Origin of the sequence: Nonomuraea maritima, from assembly GCF_900100395.1 — a bacterium.
GTDB classification, from domain to species: Bacteria; Actinomycetota; Actinomycetes; order Streptosporangiales; family Streptosporangiaceae; genus Nonomuraea; species Nonomuraea maritima.
Genome location: NZ_FNFB01000002.1, coordinates 247,074 through 269,568 on the forward strand (window position 1 = coordinate 247,074; position 22,495 = coordinate 269,568).

At 69.9% G+C, this 22,495-nt stretch carries 20 protein-coding genes, 1 tRNA gene and 1 pseudogene; 14 read left to right on the top strand and 8 right to left on the bottom strand.

Features of this window, described 5'->3' with window-relative positions:
* Positions 1-1,162, bottom strand: a pseudogene (locus BLR04_RS04735) (IS256 family transposase); the annotation flags it as partial.
* A 107-nt stretch (positions 1,163-1,269) separates the two neighbouring features.
* Here BLR04_RS04735 and BLR04_RS04740 point away from each other — a divergent pair.
* From BLR04_RS04740 to BLR04_RS04765, 6 genes are all read left to right on the top strand, one after another.
* On the top strand, positions 1,270-2,568 hold the full coding sequence (locus BLR04_RS04740; protein ID WP_090759964.1) for an FtsK/SpoIIIE domain-containing protein: 1,299 nt from the start codon (positions 1,270-1,272) through the stop codon (positions 2,566-2,568).
* Positions 2,565-2,768 carry a hypothetical protein gene (locus BLR04_RS04745; protein ID WP_090759966.1) on the top strand — a complete coding sequence of 68 codons (204 nt, stop codon included), beginning with the start codon at positions 2,565-2,567 and terminating at the stop codon, positions 2,766-2,768. Before BLR04_RS04740 ends, BLR04_RS04745 begins: the two co-directional genes overlap by 4 nt.
* Complete coding sequence (locus tag BLR04_RS04750) at positions 2,765-4,378, top strand: replication initiator (protein WP_090759968.1); 1,614 nt, start codon at positions 2,765-2,767, stop codon at positions 4,376-4,378. Before BLR04_RS04745 ends, BLR04_RS04750 begins: the two co-directional genes overlap by 4 nt.
* Positions 4,375-4,566, top strand: coding sequence for a helix-turn-helix transcriptional regulator (locus BLR04_RS04755; protein ID WP_090759970.1), 192 nt, complete (start codon positions 4,375-4,377; stop codon positions 4,564-4,566). Before BLR04_RS04750 ends, BLR04_RS04755 begins: the two co-directional genes overlap by 4 nt.
* On the top strand, positions 4,563-5,945 hold the full coding sequence (locus BLR04_RS04760; RefSeq protein ID WP_176902937.1) for a tyrosine-type recombinase/integrase: 1,383 nt from the start codon (positions 4,563-4,565) through the stop codon (positions 5,943-5,945). Before BLR04_RS04755 ends, BLR04_RS04760 begins: the two co-directional genes overlap by 4 nt.
* A gap of 277 nt (positions 5,946-6,222) precedes the next feature.
* Positions 6,223-7,413, top strand: coding sequence for a DNA sulfur modification protein DndB (locus tag BLR04_RS04765; RefSeq protein ID WP_090759971.1), 1,191 nt, complete (start codon positions 6,223-6,225; stop codon positions 7,411-7,413).
* Positions 7,414-7,773: 360 nt separating this feature from the next.
* Here BLR04_RS04765 and BLR04_RS04770 read toward each other — a convergent pair.
* Positions 7,774-7,847, bottom strand: a tRNA-Arg gene (locus BLR04_RS04770).
* Between the two features lie 53 nt (positions 7,848-7,900).
* Positions 7,901-8,635, bottom strand: a complete 735-nt coding sequence (locus BLR04_RS04775; protein ID WP_090759973.1) for a ZIP family metal transporter — start codon at positions 8,633-8,635, stop codon at positions 7,901-7,903.
* Positions 8,636-8,726: 91 nt separating this feature from the next.
* On the opposite strand from BLR04_RS04775, the gene BLR04_RS04780 reads away from it, so the two are divergent.
* Positions 8,727-9,509: a phosphotransferase gene (locus tag BLR04_RS04780; RefSeq protein WP_090759975.1), complete on the top strand. Its 783-nt coding sequence runs from the start codon at positions 8,727-8,729 to the stop codon at positions 9,507-9,509.
* Positions 9,493-10,428: a cobalamin biosynthesis protein gene (locus tag BLR04_RS04785; RefSeq protein WP_090759977.1), complete on the top strand. Its 936-nt coding sequence runs from the start codon at positions 9,493-9,495 to the stop codon at positions 10,426-10,428. Before BLR04_RS04780 ends, BLR04_RS04785 begins: the two co-directional genes overlap by 17 nt.
* An 84-nt stretch (positions 10,429-10,512) precedes the next feature.
* Here the strand turns inward: BLR04_RS04785 and BLR04_RS04790 are convergent, their stop codons facing one another.
* Together BLR04_RS04790 and BLR04_RS04795 are read right to left on the bottom strand one after the other, a co-directional pair.
* The gene (locus tag BLR04_RS04790; protein WP_090759979.1) at positions 10,513-11,301 is read right to left on the bottom strand and encodes an exodeoxyribonuclease III; all 789 of its coding nucleotides are present in this window, start codon (positions 11,299-11,301) and stop codon (positions 10,513-10,515) included.
* Between the two features lie 4 nt (positions 11,302-11,305).
* Positions 11,306-11,929, bottom strand: a complete 624-nt coding sequence (locus BLR04_RS04795; protein ID WP_218128740.1) for a hypothetical protein — start codon at positions 11,927-11,929, stop codon at positions 11,306-11,308.
* Between the two features lie 20 nt (positions 11,930-11,949).
* Between BLR04_RS04795 and BLR04_RS40455 the strand changes: the two genes are divergently transcribed.
* The gene (locus tag BLR04_RS40455) at positions 11,950-12,111 is read left to right on the top strand and encodes a hypothetical protein (protein ID WP_176902938.1); all 162 of its coding nucleotides are present in this window, start codon (positions 11,950-11,952) and stop codon (positions 12,109-12,111) included.
* Here the strand turns inward: BLR04_RS40455 and BLR04_RS04800 are convergent.
* Complete coding sequence (locus tag BLR04_RS04800) at positions 12,087-13,655, bottom strand: ABC transporter substrate-binding protein (RefSeq protein WP_090759983.1); 1,569 nt, start codon at positions 13,653-13,655, stop codon at positions 12,087-12,089. The two genes, BLR04_RS40455 and BLR04_RS04800, sit on opposite strands and share 25 nt — an antisense overlap.
* A 174-nt stretch (positions 13,656-13,829) precedes the next feature.
* On the opposite strand from BLR04_RS04800, the gene BLR04_RS04805 reads away from it, so the two are divergent.
* The 5 genes from BLR04_RS04805 (at position 13,830) to BLR04_RS04825 (ending at position 20,400) form a co-directional block, all read left to right on the top strand.
* Positions 13,830-15,716 (top strand): sensor histidine kinase, encoded by a 1,887-nt coding sequence (locus tag BLR04_RS04805; protein ID WP_245740029.1) that lies wholly within the window; start codon positions 13,830-13,832, stop codon positions 15,714-15,716.
* Positions 15,709-16,065: a DUF742 domain-containing protein gene (locus tag BLR04_RS04810; protein ID WP_090759987.1), complete on the top strand. Its 357-nt coding sequence runs from the start codon at positions 15,709-15,711 to the stop codon at positions 16,063-16,065. Before BLR04_RS04805 ends, BLR04_RS04810 begins: the two co-directional genes overlap by 8 nt.
* 42 nt (positions 16,066-16,107) lie before the next feature.
* Positions 16,108-16,542 (top strand): RpiB/LacA/LacB family sugar-phosphate isomerase, encoded by a 435-nt coding sequence (locus BLR04_RS04815; protein WP_090759990.1) that lies wholly within the window; start codon positions 16,108-16,110, stop codon positions 16,540-16,542.
* Between the two features lie 159 nt (positions 16,543-16,701).
* Positions 16,702-19,194 carry a Tex family protein gene (locus BLR04_RS04820; protein ID WP_090759991.1) on the top strand — a complete coding sequence of 831 codons (2,493 nt, stop codon included), beginning with the start codon at positions 16,702-16,704 and terminating at the stop codon, positions 19,192-19,194.
* 588 nt (positions 19,195-19,782) lie between these two features.
* On the top strand, positions 19,783-20,400 hold the full coding sequence (locus BLR04_RS04825; RefSeq protein ID WP_218128719.1) for an N-acyl homoserine lactonase family protein: 618 nt from the start codon (positions 19,783-19,785) through the stop codon (positions 20,398-20,400).
* Between the two features lie 176 nt (positions 20,401-20,576).
* Here BLR04_RS04825 and BLR04_RS04830 read toward each other — a convergent pair whose 3' ends face one another.
* Together BLR04_RS04830 and BLR04_RS04840 are read right to left on the bottom strand one after the other, a co-directional pair.
* The gene (locus BLR04_RS04830; protein ID WP_176902939.1) at positions 20,577-21,764 is read right to left on the bottom strand and encodes an NAD(P)/FAD-dependent oxidoreductase; all 1,188 of its coding nucleotides are present in this window, start codon (positions 21,762-21,764) and stop codon (positions 20,577-20,579) included.
* A 350-nt stretch (positions 21,765-22,114) separates the two neighbouring features.
* Positions 22,115-22,420 carry an L-rhamnose mutarotase gene (locus BLR04_RS04840; RefSeq protein ID WP_218128720.1) on the bottom strand — a complete coding sequence of 102 codons (306 nt, stop codon included), beginning with the start codon at positions 22,418-22,420 and terminating at the stop codon, positions 22,115-22,117.
* Positions 22,421-22,495 lie beyond the last annotated feature (75 nt).

A 22,495-nucleotide genomic window follows, 5' to 3' on the forward strand; every position in this document is an offset into this window, starting at 1 on the left:
GCCTGCTCGTTGGGGAAGTGCCCGCGGGCCTTGACCGCCCGCCGGATCCGGGCGTTGACCGACTCGATCGCGTTGGTCGAGCAGATCACCCGGCGGATCTCGGTGTCGAAGCCGAGGAAGGGCACGAACTCCGCCCAGGAGTCCTCCCACAGCTTCACGATCGCCGGATACCGGCCGCCCCAGACCTCGGCGAACTCCATGAACCGTTCAAGTGCGGCGGCTTCGGTCGGGGCGGTGTAGACCGGCTTGAGCGCTTTGGCGATGGCGTCCCAGTGCTGGCGGGCGGCATACCGGAACGAGGCACGCAGCAGACGCACCACGCAGGTCTGCACGATCGTGCGCGGCCAGGTCTGCTCGACGGCTTGCGGCAGGCCTTTCAACCCGTCGCAGACCAGCATCAGCACGTCGCCGGCGCCGCGATTCTTGATCTCGGTCAGCACGTGCAGCCAGAACTTCGCGCCCTCGCCCCCGTCGCCGGCCCACAACCCGAGAATGTCGCGCTCACCGTCGACGGTGACCGCCAGCGCCACGTAGATCGGACGGTTGGCGACCTGCCCATCGCGTAGCTTGACGTGGATCGCGTCGATGAACAGCACCGGATAGACAGGATCGAGCGGCCGGTTCTGCCACTCGGTCATGCCCTCCAGCACCTTGTCGGTGATGGTGGAGATGGTCTGCTTGGACACCTGCGCGCCGTAGACCTCGGCCAGATGCGCCGAGATCTCCCCAGTCGTCAAGCCTTTGGCCGCCAGCGAGATCACCATCTCGTCCACGCCGGACAGGCGCCGCTGTCGCTTACGCACGATCTTCGGGTCGAAGCTGCCGTCCCGATCGCGTGGCACGCTGATCTGGACCGGGCCGACGTCGGTGATGACCGTCTTGGACCGGTGCCGTTACGGGCGTTGCCGTTGTCGTTGCTTTCGGAGCGTTCGTGCTTGTCATAGCCGAGATGGTCGGTCATTTCGCCCTCGAGCGCGGACTCCAGCACCAGCTTGGTCAGCCGGCCCAGCAACCCGTTCTCGCCGACCAGCTCGATGCCCTCGGCGCGGGCCTGCTCGACCAGCTCGTTGACGAGCTCTCGATCGGTGTCCTTGGTCTGCTTGCGCGTCACCTCGGCGTCCTCCAGGTCGATCTCCGTCGATGCCTGGACCACAGTAACCATCGGGTGCATCTCCTTTAATAGGAGTTACACCGAAGACCGTACAGACCCTCCGCCCGGCCGTCGTCACCACTCCCGCCATCCTCACCCTCGTCATCCTCGCCTGGCGCATGCTCGCCGGACTCGTCCGTACGATCTGGCGTCACCCCATCGCGGCCATCGTCCCGGTGGCCCTCGCCGCTGCCTGGTACTTCTACGGCTGGCCCTCGGCAGCGTGCCTGCTCGGCGCGGTCGTCCTGGCCCTGGCCTCGTGGGCGTTCATAGACCGGCCGTCGTTCGCCCGTCTCGTCGGCTTCCGGCTGCTGGCCTGGTGGCGGCTCGTCTGGGTCTACCGCCGTCACTGGCAACCCGTCATGGTCGTCTCCGGCCTCGGCCGTCACCTCCGGGGCCGTGACTACCTCCCACGGCTGGGCAAGGTCACCTGCACCTCGTGGGCCGACCTGGTCACCGTACGCATGCTCAAGGGCCAAGCGGTCAAGGACTGGTCCGACCGAACCGACCACCTGGCACAAGGCTTCGGCGCGAAGTCCTGCCGGGTGGCGCCGTCCGCGGCCGGTCGGCTCACCCTGACCTTTCCGCGCAGCGACCCCCTCGCCTCGCCCCTCCCGGCGCTGCCCATGCCGCAGGAGCCGACGGTGGGGCCGGTCGAGATCGGCAAGCAAGAGGACGGCCGGCCATGGCGGCTCAAGGTGCACGGCACCCATGTCCTCGTCGCGGGCGCGACCGGGGCCGGCAAGGGATCGATCATCTGGTCCGTCATCCGCTCCCTGCTCCCCGCCGCCCGTGCGGGCCTGGTCGAGCTGTGGGCGCTGGACCCCAAACTGATGGAACTGTCCTACGGACGCGACCTATTCGGCCCGCGCTACGCGGCCACACCGGAAGAGTGCGCCGACCTGCTGGACGACGCCGTGAGCGTCATGCAGAAGCGGGCCGCCCGATTCGCAGGCCTCCAGCGCTCCCACACCCCCACCGTCGATGACCCGTTCGTCCTGGTCGTAGTGGACGAGGTGGCGTTCCTGACCGCCTACCAGTCCGACCGGCAACTCCGGCAACGCATCTCCGCCGCGCTGGCCACCCTCACCACCCAAGGCCGCGCGGTCGGCGTCGGCGTCCTGGCCGCGCTCCAGGACCCGCGCAAAGAGGTCATGAACATCCGCAACCTGTTCCCCGACAAGATCGCCCTCCGGCTCGACGAGTCCGAACAGGTGGACATGGTCCTCGGCGACGGCGCACGCGACCGGGGCGCGCTCGCCGATCACATCTCACCCGTTCCGGAACTGGGCGCGGGCGTCGGCTACGTCCGGCTGGAAACCAGCCCCGAACCCGTCCGGGTCCGCGCCGCCTACGTCTCCGACACCGACATCCGCGCCATGGCCGACACCTACGCGCCGCACGGCAGTGCGGCATGAAGATCTGCTTCCACGGCACCGCCGACGAGATCAGCCGGGTCGCCGGCCGTCCCCTGCTGGTCCTGCTGACCGCCCGTGATCTACCCCGCATGCGCGTCTTCGAGCTCCACCACTCCCGCATCCACGCCCACCCCTCGCACAAGCGCTACCGGCTCTGCGCCGCGATGACCGAGACCACCGACGAAGGCAGGAACCTATGACCCATCCGCACGACCGCGCTCTCCCCCGGGCCCTCCGTCAGGCCATGCCGATGGCCCGGGATGTGCTCGTGGAGGTCGCCAAGCAGCACGGCGTCTGTATCCGGCCCCTCGCGCTGCGACGGCTGGACATCGTCACCGGCAAGGCCGAGATCATCGACGTGCCGTGCGGCTCCACCCTGGACAGCAAGTGCCCGCCCTGTGCCAAGCGCAACCGCCAGCTCCGCATGGCCCAATGCCGCGAGGGCTGGCACCTCGACACCGAACCGGCCATCACATCCGACGAGCCGAACGAGGAACAGCGCTGGCTGGTCGAGTTCCGCGCCGACATGCAGGCCAAGCGCGACGCTGCCGCACAGGCCGGCGACGACACGACCGACCTGGACGCCGTCCTCGCAGGCCTGGACGAGGAGATCAACGCCGCCGGGATGAGGGGAAGCGTCACCGGATCCGCGGTGCCCAAACGCTCCCGATCGACCCGGCGGCGGCAGGACGCACCCGACCTGCCCAAGCGCAAGATGGATTCCACCACCCTGGGACGCACCTTCCACGCGGCCGATGGCAAGGTCTACCGGCCGTCGCTGTTCGTCACGCTCACCCTGCCCAGCTACGGCAAGGTCCGTAACGGCGCCCCGATCGACCCGGACGCCTACGACTACCGGCGCGCGGCTCGGGACGCGCTGCACTTCTCCAAGCTGGTGGACCGGTTCGTGCAGAACCTGCGCCGCGTTGCGGGCTATGACGTGCAGTACTTCGCTTCGGTGGAGCCTCAGAAGCGGCTGGCCCCGCATCTGCACATGGCCATCCGGGGCACCCTCCCGCGTGCGGAGATCAAGCAGATAGCCGCCGCCACCTACCATCAGGTCTGGTGGCCGCAGGCTGACGAGGTGCGCTTCGACGGTGACCACCTGCCCGTCTGGGACGAGCAGGCCGGCTACCTCGACCCGGCCACCGGCGAGGTCCTGCCCACCTGGGACGAAGCCCTCGACGCCCTGGACGAGGACGCCGAACCCCTCCACGTGCTGCGCTTCGGCGAACAGGTGGACGTGCAAGGCGTCCTCGCCGGTACGCCGCACGCCGACCAGTGCATCCGCTACCTGTCGAAGTACCTGACCAAGTCCCTCGGCGACGCCCTCGACGGCGGCCAGGCCCAGCGCGACCACGCCGCCCGCATGGTCGATGCCCTGCGTTACGAACCGTGCTCGCCGGCCTGCCCGAACTGGCTGCGTTACGGCGTCCAGCCCAAGAACGCCAAGGCGGGGATGGCTCCAGGCCGGTGCCGTTCCAAGGCGCACAAGCCTGAATACCTCGGCTACGCGGGCCGCCGCGTTCTGGTCTCCCGCAAGTGGTCCAACAAGACCCTCGCCGAACACAAGCAGGACCGCCGTACCTGGGTCCTGGAAGCCCTCGGCCAGGCCGACGAATCCACCGACCCGCACCGCTACATCTGGCGCCCCGTTCCGGCCGGAGACGCCAACGTTCCTCCCCTCGCCGTACGCCTCCTGCGCACCGTCGCCGAACGGCAGCGCTGGCGAGCCCACCTCAGAGAGCTGGAGGCCAGAGCCGCCGGTCAAGATCTTTCGGCAACTGAGCCCACCGGGAGGGCGGCATGAGCAGGCGGGACGAACTCCTCACCGTCGCCCAGGTCCTCGACGAACTCGGCGGAGTCTCCCGCCGCACCTTCTACCGCTGGCGCGAGATCGGCAAGGCACCCCAGGGCATTCGCCTGCCGAACGGTGAACTCCGCATTTACCGCAGCGACCTTGACGCCTGGCTCGAATCCCTCAGGAGCGCAGCATGACTACCTCCTACAAGGTCAAGTTCTGGGACATCCGTACCAACACCCGAGCCGACAAGCCCGGCAAGAAGCCTCGGATCGTCTCCCACACTGTGCGGTGGACGGTCGGCAACCGCGAGAAGTCGCAGACCTTTAAGACCAAGGGCCTGGCCGAGAGCTTCCTGTCCGACCTGCGGCAGGCGGCCAAGAAGGGGGAGGCGTTCGACGTCGAGACCGGGCTCCCGGCCTCGATGGTCAAGGCCAAGGATGCCCGCACCTGGTACGCCTTCGCGGTCGCGTACGTACAAGCCTGGTGGCCACACGCGGCGGCCAAGTCCCGCGAGGGCATGACCGACGCCCTCGCCACCGTCACCCGCGTCCTGGTCAACGAGGTGCCCGGCCGACCGTCAGACCAGATGATCCGGAGAGCACTCCGGGAGTACTCGTTCCTGCCTGAGGATCGCCGGCCAACTCCGACACCGGAGATCGCGAAAGCTGTGCGCTGGCTTGAGTCTGCGTCGCTCCCCCTGAGCGCTCTGGAAGAGACCAAGCACGCGCGTGCCGCCTTGGAAGCCCTGGCGCTCTGCCTCGACGGCAAGGCCGCGGCGACGTCGACGTACCGCCGCAAGCGGGCCGTCTTCCATCACGCTCTTGAGTACGCCGTGGAGCTGGAAGAGCTTTCGGCAAATCCGCTGCACAAGGTCAAGTTCCGCAAGGCCAAGGTGAGCGGAGAGATCGACCGGCGCTCGGTGGTCAACCCTCGGCAGGCGCGTGAGCTGCTCACGGCAGTGACGTACGTGGGACGGTCGCGCGGGCCGATGCTGGCGGCGATGTTCGCGTGCATGTACTTTGGTGGCCTCCGTCCGGCAGAGGCGGCGGGACTGCGGCAGAAGGACTGCCATCTTCCGGCGCACGGCTGGGGTCTGCTGACGCTGGAGAAGACCAGGCCGCAGAGCAACAGCCGGTTCACCGACTCCGGGCATGCCCATGACGAGCGAGGTCTGAAGCACCGGGACGTCAAGCAGACGCGCATCGTTCCCATCCCGCCGGAACTGGTGACTATCCTTCGCGAGCACATCGACACCTTCGGCGTCGCCGAGGATGGCCGACTGTTCCGGACTCGTACGGGCGGGGTGATCTCCGGGTCGGCGTACGCGAAGATCTGGCAGGAAGCCCGCACGTACGCGCTCACCCCCGACCAGGTCGCCTCTCCCCTGGCGGGGAGGCCGTACGACCTCCGGCACTCGGCCGTCTCGCTCTGGATCAACGCTGGCGTACACGCTCCGGAAGCCGCCGAACGGGCCGGGCACGGTGTCGACGTGATGCTCCGCGTCTATGCCAAGTGCATCGACGGCCAACGAGAGGTCGCCAACCGGCGCATCTTGGAAGCGCTCGCGCTGTGACGTTCACACCCAACGGCGGGACCTCGGGAGATCCCGGAGCCCTTTCGCCGTTGCCATCGCGAGTGGTCCGCCTCATACAGTTTCCCCGCAGACAGTCGGAGATTGCCCTTGAGCCCCGTACTTCGACCTACGGGGAGCGCAGAACGCCTGACGAGTTCGCAAGAACCTTGCCATCCTTACCCGCGGCTCGTGTTTTTCTATCTGCGGGCTTGAATAGCAAGTCTGCGGGGGGTACCGTTTCCTTCAACGTCAGGCAAAGCAACGGGAAGGAAACCCCATGACGATTCCCATGTCCGAAGGCGTCCCGATCCGCCTCATGCAGTTCCGCGATCACGCGGGAATCGGTGTCATGAGCATGGGCACGCTGGTGTCCGTCGTGCCCGACCCGGCCCGGGAGGAGACGCCGGGCGCGCTGCGCCACGACCGCCAGCTTCGTCAGCACGCCGAGGTTCGCGCCGCGGTTCAGAGACTCCTGAAGGGCACCGCCAAAGGCCGGAATGTCGAGCCCTATGCGGACTACATCGCGGCGGGCCTGCGCGGCGACCACGGTCGCGCTTGGTCAACGCCCCCTCTCTGTCTTTGGTCGGTTCGCCCGCTGACCTTGGACACCAACGGAACCGCCTACCTCCCCCTCGGCAGTCCGGTGATCGCCATCGACGCTGAAACACAGGTCGCGGCGATCCATAGGCTGTGGAACGATCCGAGTGAGTTCGATCTTGACGAGGAAGAGCTGCGCAAAGTCGCCATGCCGTTCGAGATCTACTGGGACATCACCATTAGTGAGGCCCGTCAGATCTTCCACGACCGGAACCTTCTGGGTGTCCCGGTCGCAAAGACCCTCGCCCTCTCCATGGACGAGCGCGACTTCGGCACGACAGTTGCACGCCATGTGCTGGACAACACTCAGCTCCTGATCGATGGGATCGACGCCCCCTTCTCCAAGTACGTCAACCAGCGAAAGCGCCAGCTTTCGCAGAACGACACCGAGTGGATCACCTTGTCCGCTCTTCGTTCCCTTACCGTCACGACCCTTCTGGGGAAACCGGGCATCGAGAGCACGTCTGGCACGATCACGACGGACGACCTGCCGGAGGGGGTGGATCCCAAGGAAGCTGTCCGTGGAGTTTCCGAAACCGTGTCGGCCATCATCCGCGAGTTCACCGACGAGTTCAGCCGGCGCTCTGCGCTGACGACCCCCGCGGTTCTCGCGGGGGTGGGAGCCGCTGCCCACAGAACCATGCCGTGGACCAAGGAGCACCCCCGACTTTCTGTGGACCAGCTCCTGGAGATGCTGCGGCAGGTCAAGTGGGATCGCGCGCCGCAGTACTGGGAAGGCGTAGCCGCGAAGCGCACCCCGACGGGTGCCCTGTCATTCGCTGGAGGCGCCAAAGACTCCGGACACCGCGTCTGCGATGCGGTGCTGAACTCGGATTCCGACCTCGGGAAGCGCATCCGCGGGCGCAGTTGAGGGATCTCCGTTACCTCCGGCGCGCTCATGCTCCCACAACGTGGTGAGGAAGAGCGCCCCGGGGTTTCCGCCAAGTGCATCGACGGCCAACGAGAGGTCGCCAACCGGCGCATCTTGGATGCGCTCGCGCTGTGACGCTCACAGCCCAACGGCAGGACCTCGGGAGATCCCGGGGTCCTTTCGCCGTTCCGGACTCCGCAACCTCCGCGCCGACCTGGGGAAACGGAGTCGCGAGCATTCCGCGTATGTTCCGCGAGCAGTGGCACAGGGCTGCTTTCGGGGGCCTCCCGCTGCCTACCGAGCGAACGGGCCGATCATGCAAAAGACCAGGTCAACCCATGGATTGCCTGGTCTTGGTTGCGCGCCCTGCAGGATTCGAACCTGCGACCGTCGGATTAGAAGTCCGATGCTCTATCCAGCTGAGCTAAGGGCGCTCCCGCCTTATTGTGCATGATCCGGCGACATGTCACGCACACGTTTCCTCGTGTCAGTCTGTCAGGCCGATCACAGCCCACATGAACAGCGTGCCCAGAATAGTGGCGGTCAACGTCGGGGCCGGGGCGTGGCGGGCGGTGTGGGCCTCGGGGAGGATGTCGGCGGTCGCCAGGTAGAGGAGGAAACCGGCGAACATCCCCAGGTACGCGGCGAGGAGCTGGTGCGGGATGGTGACGAGGAGGGTGACGGTGGCACCCGCGACGGGGGCGAGGGCGTCGAGGGCGAGCAGGGTGAGGGCGCGGCGGCGGACGTTCCCGTAGAGGGAGGTGATGGTGTACGTGTTGAAGCCGTCCGTGAAGTCGTGGGCGACGACGCCCAGCGCGACGGTCACGGCCAGGGATGCCGACGTCTGGTACGCGGCGCCGATGGCGAGCCCGTCCAGGACGCTGTGGACGACGAGGGCCGAGCCCGCGAAGAGGCCGAGGCCGGAGCGGGTGTGGCGGTGGGCGGCGTAGGCGTCCTCGTGTCCGGCGTGCATGCCGACCGAGCGTTCGACCACGTGGATGGCGAGGAAGCCCAGGGCGAGGGTGAGCAGCGGCAGGGGCACGCCGTGGACGTGTACCGGATCGAGGGCGAGGGCCTCCGGCAGGAGGTCGAAGGCCACGACGCCGAGCATCGCGCCGGCCGCGAAGCCGAGGACGAGGTGGCGGCGCCGGCCGATGCGGTCGGCGACCATACCGCCCACGACGGTCATGAGGAACGCCGCCAGCGAGAGCACGATGGGCATGAAGCTGCAGGCTAGCGGCGTACGGGGCCAGATCTTCGAGCCTGCGTAAAGTCCGGCGAGGACGGGGCAAACAGGTCTAAGCTTCCTTGGCATGGTCGCGTCGCTCCTGCATGAAATACCGCTGCAGGGCGGGGATGTGACGGACGGAGTGGTGCGCGTCGGAGACACCGTGCGCAGACCGGTCAGCGCATCGACGCCCGCCGTGCACGCCCTGCTGAGACACCTGGAGACCGTCGGGTTCGACGGCGCTCCCCGGGTGCTGGGGTTGGACGGGTTCGGGCGGGAGGTCCTCACGTTCGTCCCCGGCACGTGCGGGTTGCGGGCGGAGAGCGCCTCCGACGAGGCGCTGGCGGCGCTGGCGATGTTGCTGCGCGAGTTCCACGACGCGACCGCCGGGCTGCCGCTGTCGCCGGACGGATGGGCCGGCGGGTCGAATGACGACAAAGCGCCGGAAGTCATCGGACACTGCGACGTGACGCCGGAAAATGTGATTTTTCGCAATGGACGCCCTGTCGCGTTGATCGACTTCGACCTCGCCCGTCCCACCAGCCGGATCTTCGACGTCGTCACCACGTTGCGGCACTGGGCACCCATCTCCGACCCCGTCGACCGCCCGCTGCTCCTGCGCACCGCCGACGCCGGCGCCCGGATCCGGCTGTTCTGCGACGCGTACGGTGTCCCGCCGCGCGACCGCCGCCGACTGCTCGACGTCGCCCGCCTGCGCTTTCACCGCTCGTACGCCCACATGCGGGCCCGCGCGGACGTCGGCGGGAGCTGGGCGAAGATGTGGGCGGGTGGAGCGGGCGAGCGCATCCGCCGGGCCAGCGCATGGCTGGATGTGCACGAAGATGAGCTTCATGCCCAATTGGTGTGATCCTCTGGGCCTCGCCCTCGGCGTGGCCCTCGACCGGCTCGTGGCCGACCCCCAGAGTCCCGCCCACCCGGTCGCCGTGTTCGGGCGGGCCGCGGCCCGGCTGGAGAAGTCCCTGTACGGCGACGACCGCGCGCGCGGCGTCCTGCACGTGGCGGTCTGCGTCGGTGGCGCGGCCGGGCTCGGGGTGCTGGCGATGAAGGTGCCGGGACGTCCGGCGCGCACGACGCTGACGGCCCTGGCCACCTGGGCCGTGCTGGGCGGGACGACGCTCGCCCGCGAGGGCGCGCACATGAGCGACGCGCTCGAGGCCGGCGACCTGGAACGCGCCAGGGACCGGCTCCCCCACCTGTGCGGACGTGACCCCTCCGGCCTCGACGCCAAGGAGCTCGCCCGCGCGACGGTCGAGTCGCTGGCGGAGAACACCTCCGACGCCGTGGTGGCCCCGCTGTTCTGGGGTGCGGTGGCGGGGGTGCCGGGGTTGCTGGCGTACCGGGCGATCAACACGCTGGACGCGATGATCGGTCATCGTTCGCCCCGGTACGAGCGGTTCGGGTGGGCGGCGGCACGGCTGGACGACGTCGCGAACTACGTGCCCGCGCGGGTGACCGGGGTCCTCACGGTGCTGACGGCGCCCGACCCGGCGGGGGCGCGGGCCGTGCTGCGGCGCGACGGGCACCGGCACCCCAGCCCGAACGCGGGGCAGTGCGAGTCCGCGTTCGCCGGGGGGCTCGGGGTGACGTTGGGAGGCGAGAACGTCTACGGCGGACGTACGGAGAGCCGGCCGACGATGGGCGACGGGCCGAAACCGGACGTCCAGGACATCCGCCGCGCGGTCGATCTGACCCGCGCGGTCAGCCTGGCTGCGGCGGGCGCGGCCGTCGTCACCGCCTGGTGCCTGCGCCGCGCCTTCCGCCGCTGACGGCGCCTCGACCACAGCGCTTTCCACACCTGACCCCGCCCCCACCGCCGGTCGGGACGACGCCCGCCCGATCGCGGGCGGGCGCTACGGCTCCAGGTCGATCACGATGGGGGCGTGGTCGGAGGGGGCCTTGCCCTTGCGGGCCTCGCGGTCGACGTACGCCGAGCGGACGCGGGCGGCCACGTCGGCGGCCGCGTAGACGAGATCGATGCGCATGCCCATGTTCTTGTGGAACATCCCGGCCCGGTAGTCCCAGTACGTGTACGGGTGCGGCCCCTTCATCGGCGTCGGCACCACGTCAAGCAGCCCGAGGTCGCGCAGGTCGGCGAGGGCCTGACGTTCGGCGGGCGTGACGTGGGTGGAGCCGACGAAGAGGGCCGGGTCCCACACGTCGGCGTCGGTCGGGGCCACGTTGTAGTCGCCGCACACGACGAGCGGCCCGGCCGCGATCTCGGACGCGAGGGCGTCCCGCAACGCGGCGAACCAGTCGAGTTTGTACGCGTAGTGGGGCGAGTCGACCGCGCGGCCGTTGGGGGCGTACACGGACCACACGCGCAGGCCGCCGCACGTCGCGCCGATCGCGCGGGCCTCAGGGCGGGGGACGCCGTCCTCGGCGAAGCCCGGCTCGCCGGGAAAGCCCCGGGTCACGTCGTCGAGCCCGACCCTGGACAGCAGGGCGACGCCGTTCCAGCGCCCGTCGCCGTGGGCCGCTACGGCGTAGCCGAGCACGCCCACCTCCCCGACGGGGAACGCCTCCGTCGGGCACTTCGTCTCCTGCAGGCACACGACGTCGGGCCGGACCTCGGCCAGCCAGTCGAGCAGGCGCGGCAGCCGTGCCTTGACCGAGTTGACGTTCCAGGTAGTCAGGCGCATCCCTCTAGCGTGCCACTCGTTCGACGGCCACCGTGATCTCGTCGCCGAGCCGGCGGCCGGTGAGCAGTTCGAGGTGGTCGCCGCTCCAGAAGCGGCCTGGGTCGTACCAGCTGGGCCGGCGGCCGGTCGGCAGCAGGCCCATTGCTTCGTACGTGACGGCCACCACCTCGGCGCAGTAGGCACTCTCCATGGTCTGCTCCGCGCGGCTCCTGCGCGGGACGCGGCCCCGCGCCCAGCGGGCCGCGAGCCTGGCGGTGGAGGGAAAGGGCGTGCCGTCGAGCCGGGCGACCGTGCGCAGCGCGGCGTCCTCCATCTCGCGGGTCACCTCGGGGTCGAGCTGGCGCAGCCAGGGGCGCTGGCCGTACTTCGAGACCCACACCGTCACGGCGTCGCGCAGGTCGTGCAGCTGGACGCCACGGTGGTGGGTGCCGGACCACAGGTCGGGCAGCGACCTGCCGAGCTCGGCGTGCCACATCATGGGAGGCAGGTCGTCGATCACGACGGCCATGCCCACGTGGTTGACCGGGCTGTTGGTCACCGTCTGGATGGCGCGGTCGGGGGCGGAGCGCCCGCGGAAGATCCACAGGTCGCCGGTACGGGTCACGTGTACGGCCTCGTCGAGAGTCAGCACGGAGCTAGCCTAAGCAGATGCGCTGGTGGAAAATGCTGGGTCTGGCCGGAATCATGGGGGTCGCCGCCACGGGAGTGGTGATCGCGCGCGCCGAACGCCGCCGCCGCGCGTACACCCCCGACGAGGTCAGGGCCCGCCTGCGCGACCGCGTCGCTCAGGCGGACGGACGCAGCAGGTAGGCGAAGACGACGTCGGGGTAGGCCGGGTTGTCGTCGTACCCCTGCACGCCCGCGTAGTACGCGCGGCGCGCCGTCACCACCCACGGCACCGCCGCCGCGGCCCGCTGGTCCAGCACTCGTCGCGTGGCCTTCTCGTACGCCTGCTGCGCCGCGGTCCTGTCGGTGACGGTCAGCTCCGGCAGTGTGTCGAGCAGCGCGTCCAGCCCCTGGTCCGACAGGTACGACAGGTTGAGCACGGGCGGCTCGGCGCCGTGGAAGACGGTGCCGAAGTAGGAGTAGGCGTCGGCGTAGTCGGGCCACCAGTACATGACGACGACGTCCTGGCCGCGCTTCTTCGCCAGCTCCCACTGCTCGTTCCATGGCATCGCCGTGGCCTGGACGGTGACGTTGAGCCGCCGGAGGGTCGCGCTCAGCCGCCGTACGAGAATTTGCTGGTCGGGGTCGCCCTCGCTGTAGGTGAGCCGGAGCCGCAGCGGGCGCCCGCCGGGGCCGTGGCCCGACTGCGTGAGCAGGCGCCTGGCGGCGGCGAGGTCCTGGCGGGGCGCGCGTCCTGGCACGTGGCCGAGCAGCCCTTCAGGGACGATGCCGCTGGCCGGTGCGACCGAGCCGTTGAGCGCCTTGACCAGCCCGCGGTAGTCGATGGCCTGCTGCACCGCGCGGCGCACCCGCACGTCGCGCATGGGTCCGGCGGCGGTGTTGAACAGCAGCATCGCGGTCGTGAAGGACGGCCGTTCCGAGGTGCGCAACCCGGGCTCGACCGCGGCGCGCGCGTACAGGCGTGGGCCGAGGCGGCCGGCGAAGGTGGCCTCGCCCCGCTGGAGCAGCTCGTAGGCCCGTTCCGGGGTGGCGACGACCTTGAACTTCACCGTGTCGTAGTGCGGCCGGCGCCACCCGCCCCAGTAGCCGGCGTACGCCTTGAGGGTGAGCTCGTCCTCGGCGCCCTTCTTCCAGGCGGTCACGGTGTACGGGCCCGAGCCCGCGTCCCTGCCCTGCCGGAACCACGCCGTGAGGTCGGGCGCCGCCTTGGTGTCGTAGACGTAGGCGGCGTAGCCGGCGGAGGCCACGACGTCCAGGGGGACGGGGTACTTCAGCGCGAACGTCACCGTGAGCGGGTCGTCGGCGCGGATGGAGGCGACGGCGCTCCAGATGTAGGAGGCCCCGGTCCCGGTCCGCATGGTGCGCTCGACGGACGCCTTGACCGCGGCCGCGTCGAGTGGCCTGCCGGTGTGGAAGGTGACGCCGGGGCGGAGGGTGAACGTCCAGGTGCGGCCGTCGGCGGACGAGCGCCACGACGTGGCCAGCCGCGGCGCGGTCCTCCTGGTGACGGGGTTCCAGTACGTGAGGGTCTCGTAGACGTTCTGGAAGGCGACGATCTCGTTGGAGTAGGAACGGCCAGGGTCCCACTCGGTGACGACGTCGGCGGTGCGCACGTACACGAAGGGCGACTCTCCCGCGGGCGCCCGTTGCGGTTCGGGTGGCGTCGAACAGGCGGCCAGGAGAGCCAGAAGGGTCAGTACGGCGGCCGCGGCGAATCGACGGCGCAACGCATCTCCCTTGACTCGCCGATGTACGCGGGGCAACTTACTCCAAGATCGCTCCAAAGGGGGGACACACAGCTAAAAGTCCAGAAAAATTGGGCAATCTGGTGATCGAATTGCTATCCTCATGGCTTGTCCCGTCCGGGGTTGCCAGTAAGGGACCGACCGGAGTGAGGTGCCATGGGTCGCAGCCGAACGATCCGGATGAAGATCATCGGGCTTCTCCTGGTGCCGCTGACCTCCATGGTGGTGTTGTGGGGGGTCATCACCGCCGTCACCGCCACCGAGAGCCTGGAGCTGCGTCAGTACAAGACAGTCTGGACGAACCTCCGTCTTCCCGCGTACGAACTGATCACCGAGATCCAGCGCGAACGCCTCGTGACCGCGCAGCTCCTGAGCCGCACGGTCCACAGGTCCGTGGTCAACACTCAGCGGTCGCGCACCGACGCCGCCGGCGAAGCGTTCAGGAAGCGCTCGGCGACCCCCCAAGACAGATCGGAAGAGATCCGCACGCAAGTGGACGCGGTGTACACGCAACTCGACAGGCTCGACGCGATCCGAGGCGAGATCGACGCGGGCCTGTCCGACCGTCTGCGCACCGTGGAGGCGTACAACCGGGTCGTCGACACCCTCTTCGGCCTGCACCGGCGGGTCGCGCTGATCGACGACATCCCGATCTACGAGCAGTCCCGCCTCGTCATCGACATGGGGTACGCCACGGAGCTGCTGACGCGGGAGCAGGCCCTCGTCATCGGACAGGTCGTCCCGGCGGAGCGCAGGCTGTTCAGCCAGCTCGCCGGCAACCGCCGCTTCCTGCTCGACCAGGCGCTGGACGACCTCGACCCGGCGCTGCGCGACCCCCAGGTCTCCATCGTCGCCTCCCCCGCCTACCAGCGGATGCGCACGATGGAGGACCAGATCATCGCGGGCCGCACGCCGCAGAACTGGGTCACCACCACGGACGCGCTGGTCAAGGCGCTGGACACCGCCCAGCTCCGGGCCAGCACAACGCTGAACGAGCGGGCCGACCCGATCGCCGACCAGGTGCTGTCGCGGGCGTTCCTGCTCGCGGGCACCGCACTCGCGCTCGTGGTCGTGTCCATCGTGTTCTCGCTGCGCATGGGCGGACGGCTGTCGAAGGAGCTCGCCGCGCTCCGGCAGGCCGCGCTGGAGGTGGCCGAGGAGCGGCTGCCTGACGTGGTGGCCAAGCTGCGCAGGGGCGAGACCGTCGAGATGCCTGAGCTGCGGGTGGCCAGCACCACCACCGAGATCGGCGACGTCGGGCAGGCGTTCTCGACCGTCCAGCAGACCGCCGTCGAGGCCGCGGTCGGCCAGGCCCAGCTCAGCGAGGGCGTCGGGCACGTCTTCCGCAACCTCGCCCGGCGCAGCCAGACGCTGCTGCACCGCCAGCGCATCCAGCTGCAGGACATGCAGCACCGCGCCACCGACCCGGAGGCGCTGGAGGACCTGTTCAAGCTCGACCACCTCACCACCCGGATGCGCCGCCACGCCGAGGGCCTGATCATCCTGTCGGGGGCGACGCCGGGACGCGGCTGGAGCCGTCCAGTGCCGATGCTGGACGTGGCGCGCGGCGCGACCGCCGAGGTGGAGGACTACCAGCGGGTGGTCGTCGAGCCGATGCCAGGACACCGGCTGGCGGGGCCGGTGGTCGGCGACGTCATCCACCTGGTCGCCGAGCTCATCGAGAACGCGACCGTCTACTCCCCCGCCCACACCCCGGTCATCGTGCGCGGTGAGGCGGGGGCCCGCGGCTTCGCCCTGGAGGTGGAGGACCGCGGTTTCGCCATGAGCGCCGAGGAGCTGGCCGAGTACAACGAGCGGCTGGCCAGCCCGCCGGAGTTCGACCTGGCCGACAGCGACCGGCTGGGCCTTTTCGTCGTTTCCCGCCTGGCCGCCAGGCATGACATCCGCGTGACACTACGCGGTTCACCATATGGAGGGACCACCGCGATCGTGTTGATCCCGGAAGAGCACGTGGCCGAACCCGAGGCCGAGACTCCCCAGCAGGACTCCATCCGGCCCATGCGGGTGGTGCGCAATGACTGAGGAACGCTGGCTGGACGAGGACGCCGGTCCGATCGTCCCCGCCTACCTGCTGACCAGGGGCCGGACGGTGCCCGCGAGCGAGGCCATCGACCTCATCGCGGTCATCATCACGGCCGGGGGGCTCACGCCGCCGCGCGGGCTCGACCCCGAGCACCTGATCATCCTGCAGAAGTGCACCCAGCCGACCCGGCTGGTGGACGTCGCCGCCGAGCTGAACCTGCCCATCGGCGTGGTCCGGGTCCTCGTCGGCGACCTGCACGCCCAGAAGCTCGTACAGGTCGAGCTGCCGCCGCCCGCCCCTGACGCGAAGGTCCTGCTGGAGGTGATCAGCGGCCTGAAGGCGCTGTGACGCGTGGGCTGGTAGACCTGGAGCGAGCGACAGGGAGGGCGCATGCGGTTTTCTGTGGCGGCCGACAGCAGGGACGGCGTGGCCGAGCGCGTCGTGGCCGAGCTGCGCGGGCGCGGGCACGAGGTCGTGACTCACGGCGCGCTGAACGACGGCGAGCGCGACGACTGGGCGTGGGCGTCGGAGCGCGCCGCCCGCGACGTCAGCGAGGGCCACGCCGACCAGGCGGTGGTGTGCTGCTGGACGGGCACGGGCGCGGCGATCGCGGCCAACAAGGTGCCCGGTGTGCGGGCGGCGCTGTGCGTCGACGCCTACACCGCCGACGGCGCGCGCAAGTGGAACGACGCCAACGTGCTGGCGCTCAGCCTGCGGCTCACGTCCGACGTGGTGCTGGCGGAGATCCTCGACGCCTGGCTGGCGGGACGGCCCAGCGCCGACCCCGCCGACCTGGCCAATGTCACCCATCTCGACGAGATCTGAGCCGCCGGGTCACGCGGCCGTCACCACAAGGGCGCGGAAAGCGTCGGTGGCGGCCTTTACAGTGCTGGGCATGACCGGCACGCCCCTCCGCCCACAGTGGTCATGAAAGACGGCGTCGTCCTGCACAATTGACCGGCGGGACCATCGAAAGGCAGGCAAGTGCTCTCTATTCACCAGCGGATCGCCGCGGAGCTCGGGGTTCGCGACGGGCAGGTGCAGGCTGCCGTCGACCTGCTCGACGGCGGCGCGACCGTGCCGTTCATCGCGCGCTATCGCAAGGAGGCGACCGGCGCCCTCGACGACGCGCAGCTGCGCACGCTCGAGGAGCGGCTGCGCTACCTGCGCGAGCTGGAGGAGCGCCGTTCGGCGATCCTGGAGTCCATCGAGTCCCAGGGCAAGCTCGACGACGCGCTGCGCGAGCAGATCATGGCGGCCGAGACCAAGGCCCGGCTCGAGGACATCTACCTGCCCTACAAGCCCAAGCGGCGCACCAAGGCGCAGATCGCGCGCGAGCTGGGCCTCGAGCCGCTCGCCGACCAACTGCTCGGCGACCCCACGCTCGACCCGGCGGCCACGGCCGAGGGCTTCGTCACCGAGGGCGTGGCCGACGCGGGCGCGGCGCTCGAAGGCGCCAGGGCCATCCTGATCGAGCGCTTCGCCGAGGACGCCGACCTGATCGGCGCGCTGCGCGAGCAGTTCTGGACCCGCGGGCGCCTCGTGTCCAAGGTGCGCGAGGGCAAGGAGGAGGCCGGGGCCAAGTTCTCCGACTACTTCGAGTTCGGCGAGCCGTTCACGAAGCTGCCCTCCCACCGCATCCTCGCCATCTTCAGGGGCGAGAAGGAGGAGACGCTCTCCGTCACCCTCGAGCCCGACGACAGCCCCGACTACGAGCTGCGCATCGCCTCCCGGTTCGGCGTCTCCGACCAGGGGCGGCCGGCCGACAAGTGGCTGGGCGAGACCGTGCGGTGGGCCTGGCGCACCCGCATCCTCGTCCACCTCGGCATCGACCTGCGGATGCGGCTGTGGCAGGCGGCCGAGGAAGAGGCGGTGCGGGTGTTCGCGGCCAACCTGCGCGACCTGCTGCTCGCCGCGCCCGCCGGCACCCGCACCACGATGGGTCTCGACCCCGGGCTGCGCACCGGCGTGAAGGTCGCCGTGGTCGACGCCACCGGCAAGGTCGTCGAGACCACGACCATCTACCCCCACGAGCCCAAGCGGCAGTGGGACGAGTCGCTGGCCGTGCTCGGCGCGCTCGCGCAGCGGCACGGCGTCGACCTGATCGCGATCGGCAACGGCACGGCCTCACGCGAGACCGACAAGCTGGCCGGCGACCTGCTCAAGCTCATGCCGGGGCTCACCAAGATCGTCGTTTCCGAGGCGGGCGCCTCGGTCTACTCCGCCTCGGCCTACGCCTCCCAGGAGCTGCCCGACCTCGACGTGTCGCTGCGCGGCGCCGTGTCCATCGCCCGCCGCCTGCAAGACCCGCTCGCCGAGCTCGTCAAGATCGACCCCAAGTCGATCGGGGTCGGCCAGTACCAGCACGACCTGGCCGAGTCCAAGCTCTCCCGGTCGCTCGACGCCGTCGTCGAAGACTGCGTGAACGCGGTCGGCGTCGACGTCAACACGGCCTCGGCGCCGCTGCTCACGCGGGTGTCGGGCATCGGCTCCACGCTCGCCGAGAGCATCGTCCGCCACCGCGACGCCAACGGCCCGTTCCGCACGCGCGCCTCGCTGAAGAGCGTGCCGCGGCTCGGGCCCAAGGCGTTCGAGCAGTGCGCGGGCTTCCTACGCATCCGGGGCGGCGACGACCCGCTCGACGTGTCGAGCGTCCACCCCGAGGCCTATCCCGTCGTACGGCGCATCCTCGGTTCGGTGAAGACCGACCTCAAGTCGCTGATCGGCAACACGGCGGCGCTGCGCGCGCTCAGGCCGGGCGACTTCACCGACGACACCTTCGGCCTGCCGACGGTCACCGACATCCTGCGCGAGCTGGAGAAGCCCGGGCGTGACCCGCGGCCCGCGTTCAAGACCGCCACCTTCAAGGAGGGGGTCGAGAAGCTCTCCGACCTCGAGCCCGGGATGATCCTCGAGGGCGTGGTCACCAACGTGGCCGCGTTCGGCGCGTTCGTCGACATCGGCGTGCACCAGGACGGTCTGGTGCACGTGTCGGCCATGTCCCGCACGTTCGTGAAAGACCCGCGCGACGTGGTCAAGCCGGGCGACATCGTCCGGGTCAAGGTCCTCGACGTCGACATCCCGCGCAAGCGCATCTCCCTGACGCTGCGCCTGGAGGACGACACGACGCAGGACGCGTCCACCGACGGCCCCCGCAGGGGCGGCCGGAGCGGGCAACCGTCCGGCCCGAACGGCGGCGGCGGTCGCGGAGACGGCGGGCGGGGCCGCGGCGACGGCGGTCGCGGAGATGGCAGCCGGGGCGACGGCGGGCGGGGCGACGGCGGTCGCGGCCGTTCGGGCGGCTCCCGCGGCAACGGCGCGGACGCGGGCCAACGCGGACGCGGCGCCGACGGGCGCGGTGACGGCCGCGGTGATGGCCGCGGTGACGGCCGCGGCGGCCGCCGCCAGGACCGTCCGGCACCGAGCGGTGCCATGGCCGAAGCCCTCCGCAAGGCGGGCCTCACCGGCGACCGCTGACCCACACCGCCACCCCACCAACCAGCGGCCACCGGGCAGGGCTCCCCGGTGGCCGCCCCTACCAGAGGCAACTCGACCGGCGGCCTCGCCCACCAACACTCAGGTGGCAACACCGTTGACGAGCGAGGCCACCACCACTCACGTGGCAACACAGCCGGTGAACGAGATCATCACCACCCACACGGCAACACCGCCAGTGAACGAAGCCACCGACGATCATGTGGCAACACCGCCAGTGAACGAAGCCACCGACGATCATGTGGCAACACCGCCGGTGAACGAGGCCACCGACGATCATGTGGCAACACCGCCGGTGAGCGAGGCCACCGACGATCATGTGGCAATGCTGCCTGGTGGCCTCGTCCTCGGCTCACGGCCCGGGGGTCACGCGCCGGTATCCGATGCCCCCTATGGCTCTCATCGCACGGAGTGGCGGCGTGTCCGCTGTTGGCGGAGCTGGGTGGGCGGCGGGTTGCGGGCTGTCACGATGGGCGTATGGGGACAAGCGTGGCAGTGCGTCGGCTGGACTTGGGATACTTTGTTCGGCCCGCTTCAGAGACGGGTGGGCCGGAGCCTCGGGTTGAGCCTGTGCTCGCTTATCTGGTGAAGCACGCTCAGGGGCTGATCCTCTTCGATACCGGCATCGGCGCCGCGAACCCTGAGACCGAGGCCCACTACCGGCCTCGACGGCGTGCGCTGCAGGAGGCTCTGTCAGCGGCTGGCGTCGCTCCCAGCGACATCTCGCTCGTGGTGAACTGTCGCCTTCATTTCGACCACTGCGGCGGCAATCCCCTCATGGCCGGCAAGCCCATCCTGGTCCAGGACGTCGAACTGGCCACCGTCCGCCAGGGCAACCACACCTTCGACGAGCTCGTCGACTTCCCCGGCGCGACCTACCAGGAGCTCACCGGCGAAGCCGAGGTCTGGCCGGGCGTCTGGATCATTCCGACCCCCGGCCACACCGCCGGACACCAGTCGCTCGTTCTCCGGCAGGGTGACGGCACCGTGGTCCTCGCCGGCCAGGCACACGACTTCGCATCCCACTTCGCATCCGATCAACTGGCTCGCCAGGCACTACTCGACGGGGTGGATCAGCCGCTTCCCACCTACCAGCCCTGGATCGAGCGGCTTGCCGAGTTCGATCCGCGACGCGTCCTCTTCGCCCACGACTGCTCGGTCTGGGAACCGTCACAGACTGTCTTCTGAGGCGTGGCGAGGTCGACGAGCTCCGTGTCCAGCCAGACCTCGGCGATCCACTTGCCCCTGCCCTTGACCCGCTCGGGGCCGACCCGGTGCAGAGCCCCAACGCTCGGCCGATCCTCCTCTCCATCCCTGCTCACGCACGGCCTGCCTGCGTCTGACAGCCGGCCGCTCGGCGGTGCTCACGGGGAGGTGGCCGGCCGCGCAGCTGAGGTCGGTTGCTCGGGACGCGGGCCGCCCTTCAACCAGGCGGCGGAACCGGGCCTGCGGGCCTCACGGCGAATTCTCGACACTGCGAACCTGCAGGTCACCTCCTTGATCACCGCTCCCGTACGACCGCCGACGTAGACGTTCACCGCGGTGTCGTCTTTGCCGGCGACCTGTCGTACGGCGACGTGCCGACCGAGGCTGACGCACGCCCCGGAGAAGGCCAGATTGATCACGGCCGGTTCGGTTCCCGCGATGCGGCTCAGCACGGTGTCGGCTGCCTGCGCCCCGAGCGGCCCTGCGGCGTAGCAGCTCATCCGCAGCGGCCGGCCCGACGGTGCGGCGGCGTCGCCCGCCGCGACGATGCGGTCGTCGTCGACGCTGGTCAGCGTCTCGTCGGTGAGCAGCCTGCCGAGCTCGTCGGTGCGCAGCCCGCTCGCCGCCGCCAGCTGCGGCACACCGAAACCGCCCGCCCAGATGGTCAGCGCGCTCGCACGCACCGCACCGTCGGCGAGGACGACCGCGTCCGGCCGGACCTCGCTCGCCACGGCGTCCTCGAGCACCGCGACACCGTGCCGGGACAGCCACTTGGCCATGGACCGGCGAGCCGGTGCGCTGAACGACGGCGCCAGGGTCCGGCCGCACACCAGCATGACCCTGCGCCCTTGTTCGGCCAGCTCGGCGGCCGTCTCGATGCCGGTCAACCCACCTCCGACCACAGTGACCGCAGCGTCGGAAGGCAGCTCGTTCAGCCTGGCGCGCAGCCGCTGTGCGGGCTCGAGTTCGGCGATGTCGAAGGCGCATTCGGCCGCGCCGGGCACCGATGCGGGTACTGCTCCGGTGCTGCCGATCGCGTAGAGGACGTAGTCGTAGTCCAGTGCGCGGCCCGACGCCAGCCGGACCGTGCGGGCTGCGGTGTCGATGTGCGTGACGCTGTCGACGACCAACTGGACGCCTTCGCCGAGCAGGGTGCCGAAGTCGGCCGTCGCCTCGCCGGTGCCGGCCACGAACTGGTGCAGCCGGACGCGTTCGACGAACTCCGGGCGGGGATTGACCAGCGTGATCTCGACGTCGTCGCGCTTCCGCAGACGGTTGGCCGCGAGCGTTCCGGCGTAACCGCCGCCGATGATGACGATCTTGTGGGGTGTGTTGTGTCCGATCATGCCCTGAGGACACCGCTCATCGCGGAGACGTGACATGGCACGACGTGACGCGCATCGCTCCACCGACGAGCGCGGGCGCCCATGAGCCATCGGCCGCCTCGTCGACCTGGCCGACGGCGCGCTTGAGCGTCGGCCGGCAGGGCTCGAAGTCGGCGCGGTCGGGCAGCACGCACCACGTCGGCCGGCGTGCATCCGGCCTCGGTCAGGGCGGCCTCGATGCTCCGCAGGCACTGCTCGGCCTGTTCCACCACGTCGTCGGAGACCTGGCCAAGAGGCGTCTGCCGGCCCGTCGTTCGCGGCGGGCCGGTGGCAGGCGCGGGTTCTGGCGCGGGTACCAAGGTGGGTGGGCGTCAGTCGAGGTGCCAGGCCTCGGTCATGGTGGCCCACTGTTCTCCGTCGGGGGTTCCGGGCAGCCGCTCCTGACACGGGTCCGTGAGTTTCCACCATTCCTGGGTGACCGGGTCCGCGGCGATGGCCGCGCTGTCGGCGGTGTAGTCGGTGCCCGTGTACTCGTAGTAGGCGAACAGCAGATCCCCATGGATGAAGATCGTGTAGTTGGTGAAGTGGCTGTCGCGCAGCCGTTGCTCCACTTGAGGCCAGACCTCCCGGTGCAGGGCCAGATACTCCTCACGGCGCTCGGGACGCACGCCGATCACACAGCCAAACCGTTGCATACGCCCACTATTTCAACCCTTGGCGGCAAAACATCACATAACGCCCGCGCAGGGCCG

What these genes read in the sequence shown, in the direction of transcription:
- BLR04_RS04830 (WP_176902939.1), bottom strand. Translation starts at nt 21,764, where the DNA reads ATGATCGGACACAACACACCCCACAAGATCGTCATCATCGGCGGCGGT.
- BLR04_RS40455 (WP_176902938.1), top strand. Translation starts at nt 11,950, where the DNA reads ATGCGCTGGTGGAAAATGCTGGGTCTGGCCGGAATCATGGGGGTCGCC.
- BLR04_RS04815 (WP_090759990.1), top strand. Translation starts at nt 16,108, where the DNA reads ATGCGGTTTTCTGTGGCGGCCGACAGCAGGGACGGCGTGGCCGAGCGC.
- BLR04_RS04810 (WP_090759987.1), top strand. Translation starts at nt 15,709, where the DNA reads ATGACTGAGGAACGCTGGCTGGACGAGGACGCCGGTCCGATCGTCCCC.
- BLR04_RS04740 (WP_090759964.1), top strand. Translation starts at nt 1,270, where the DNA reads ATGCTCGCCGGACTCGTCCGTACGATCTGGCGTCACCCCATCGCGGCC.
- BLR04_RS04780 (WP_090759975.1), top strand. Translation starts at nt 8,727, where the DNA reads ATGGTCGCGTCGCTCCTGCATGAAATACCGCTGCAGGGCGGGGATGTG.
- BLR04_RS04755 (WP_090759970.1), top strand. Translation starts at nt 4,375, where the DNA reads ATGAGCAGGCGGGACGAACTCCTCACCGTCGCCCAGGTCCTCGACGAA.
- BLR04_RS04760 (WP_176902937.1), top strand. Translation starts at nt 4,563, where the DNA reads ATGACTACCTCCTACAAGGTCAAGTTCTGGGACATCCGTACCAACACC.
- BLR04_RS04765 (WP_090759971.1), top strand. Translation starts at nt 6,223, where the DNA reads ATGACGATTCCCATGTCCGAAGGCGTCCCGATCCGCCTCATGCAGTTC.
- BLR04_RS04790 (WP_090759979.1), bottom strand. Translation starts at nt 11,301, where the DNA reads ATGCGCCTGACTACCTGGAACGTCAACTCGGTCAAGGCACGGCTGCCG.
- BLR04_RS04785 (WP_090759977.1), top strand. Translation starts at nt 9,493, where the DNA reads ATGCCCAATTGGTGTGATCCTCTGGGCCTCGCCCTCGGCGTGGCCCTC.
- BLR04_RS04775 (WP_090759973.1), bottom strand. Translation starts at nt 8,635, where the DNA reads ATGCCCATCGTGCTCTCGCTGGCGGCGTTCCTCATGACCGTCGTGGGC.
- BLR04_RS04745 (WP_090759966.1), top strand. Translation starts at nt 2,565, where the DNA reads ATGAAGATCTGCTTCCACGGCACCGCCGACGAGATCAGCCGGGTCGCC.
- BLR04_RS04750 (WP_090759968.1), top strand. Translation starts at nt 2,765, where the DNA reads ATGACCCATCCGCACGACCGCGCTCTCCCCCGGGCCCTCCGTCAGGCC.
- BLR04_RS04805 (WP_245740029.1), top strand. Translation starts at nt 13,830, where the DNA reads ATGGGTCGCAGCCGAACGATCCGGATGAAGATCATCGGGCTTCTCCTG.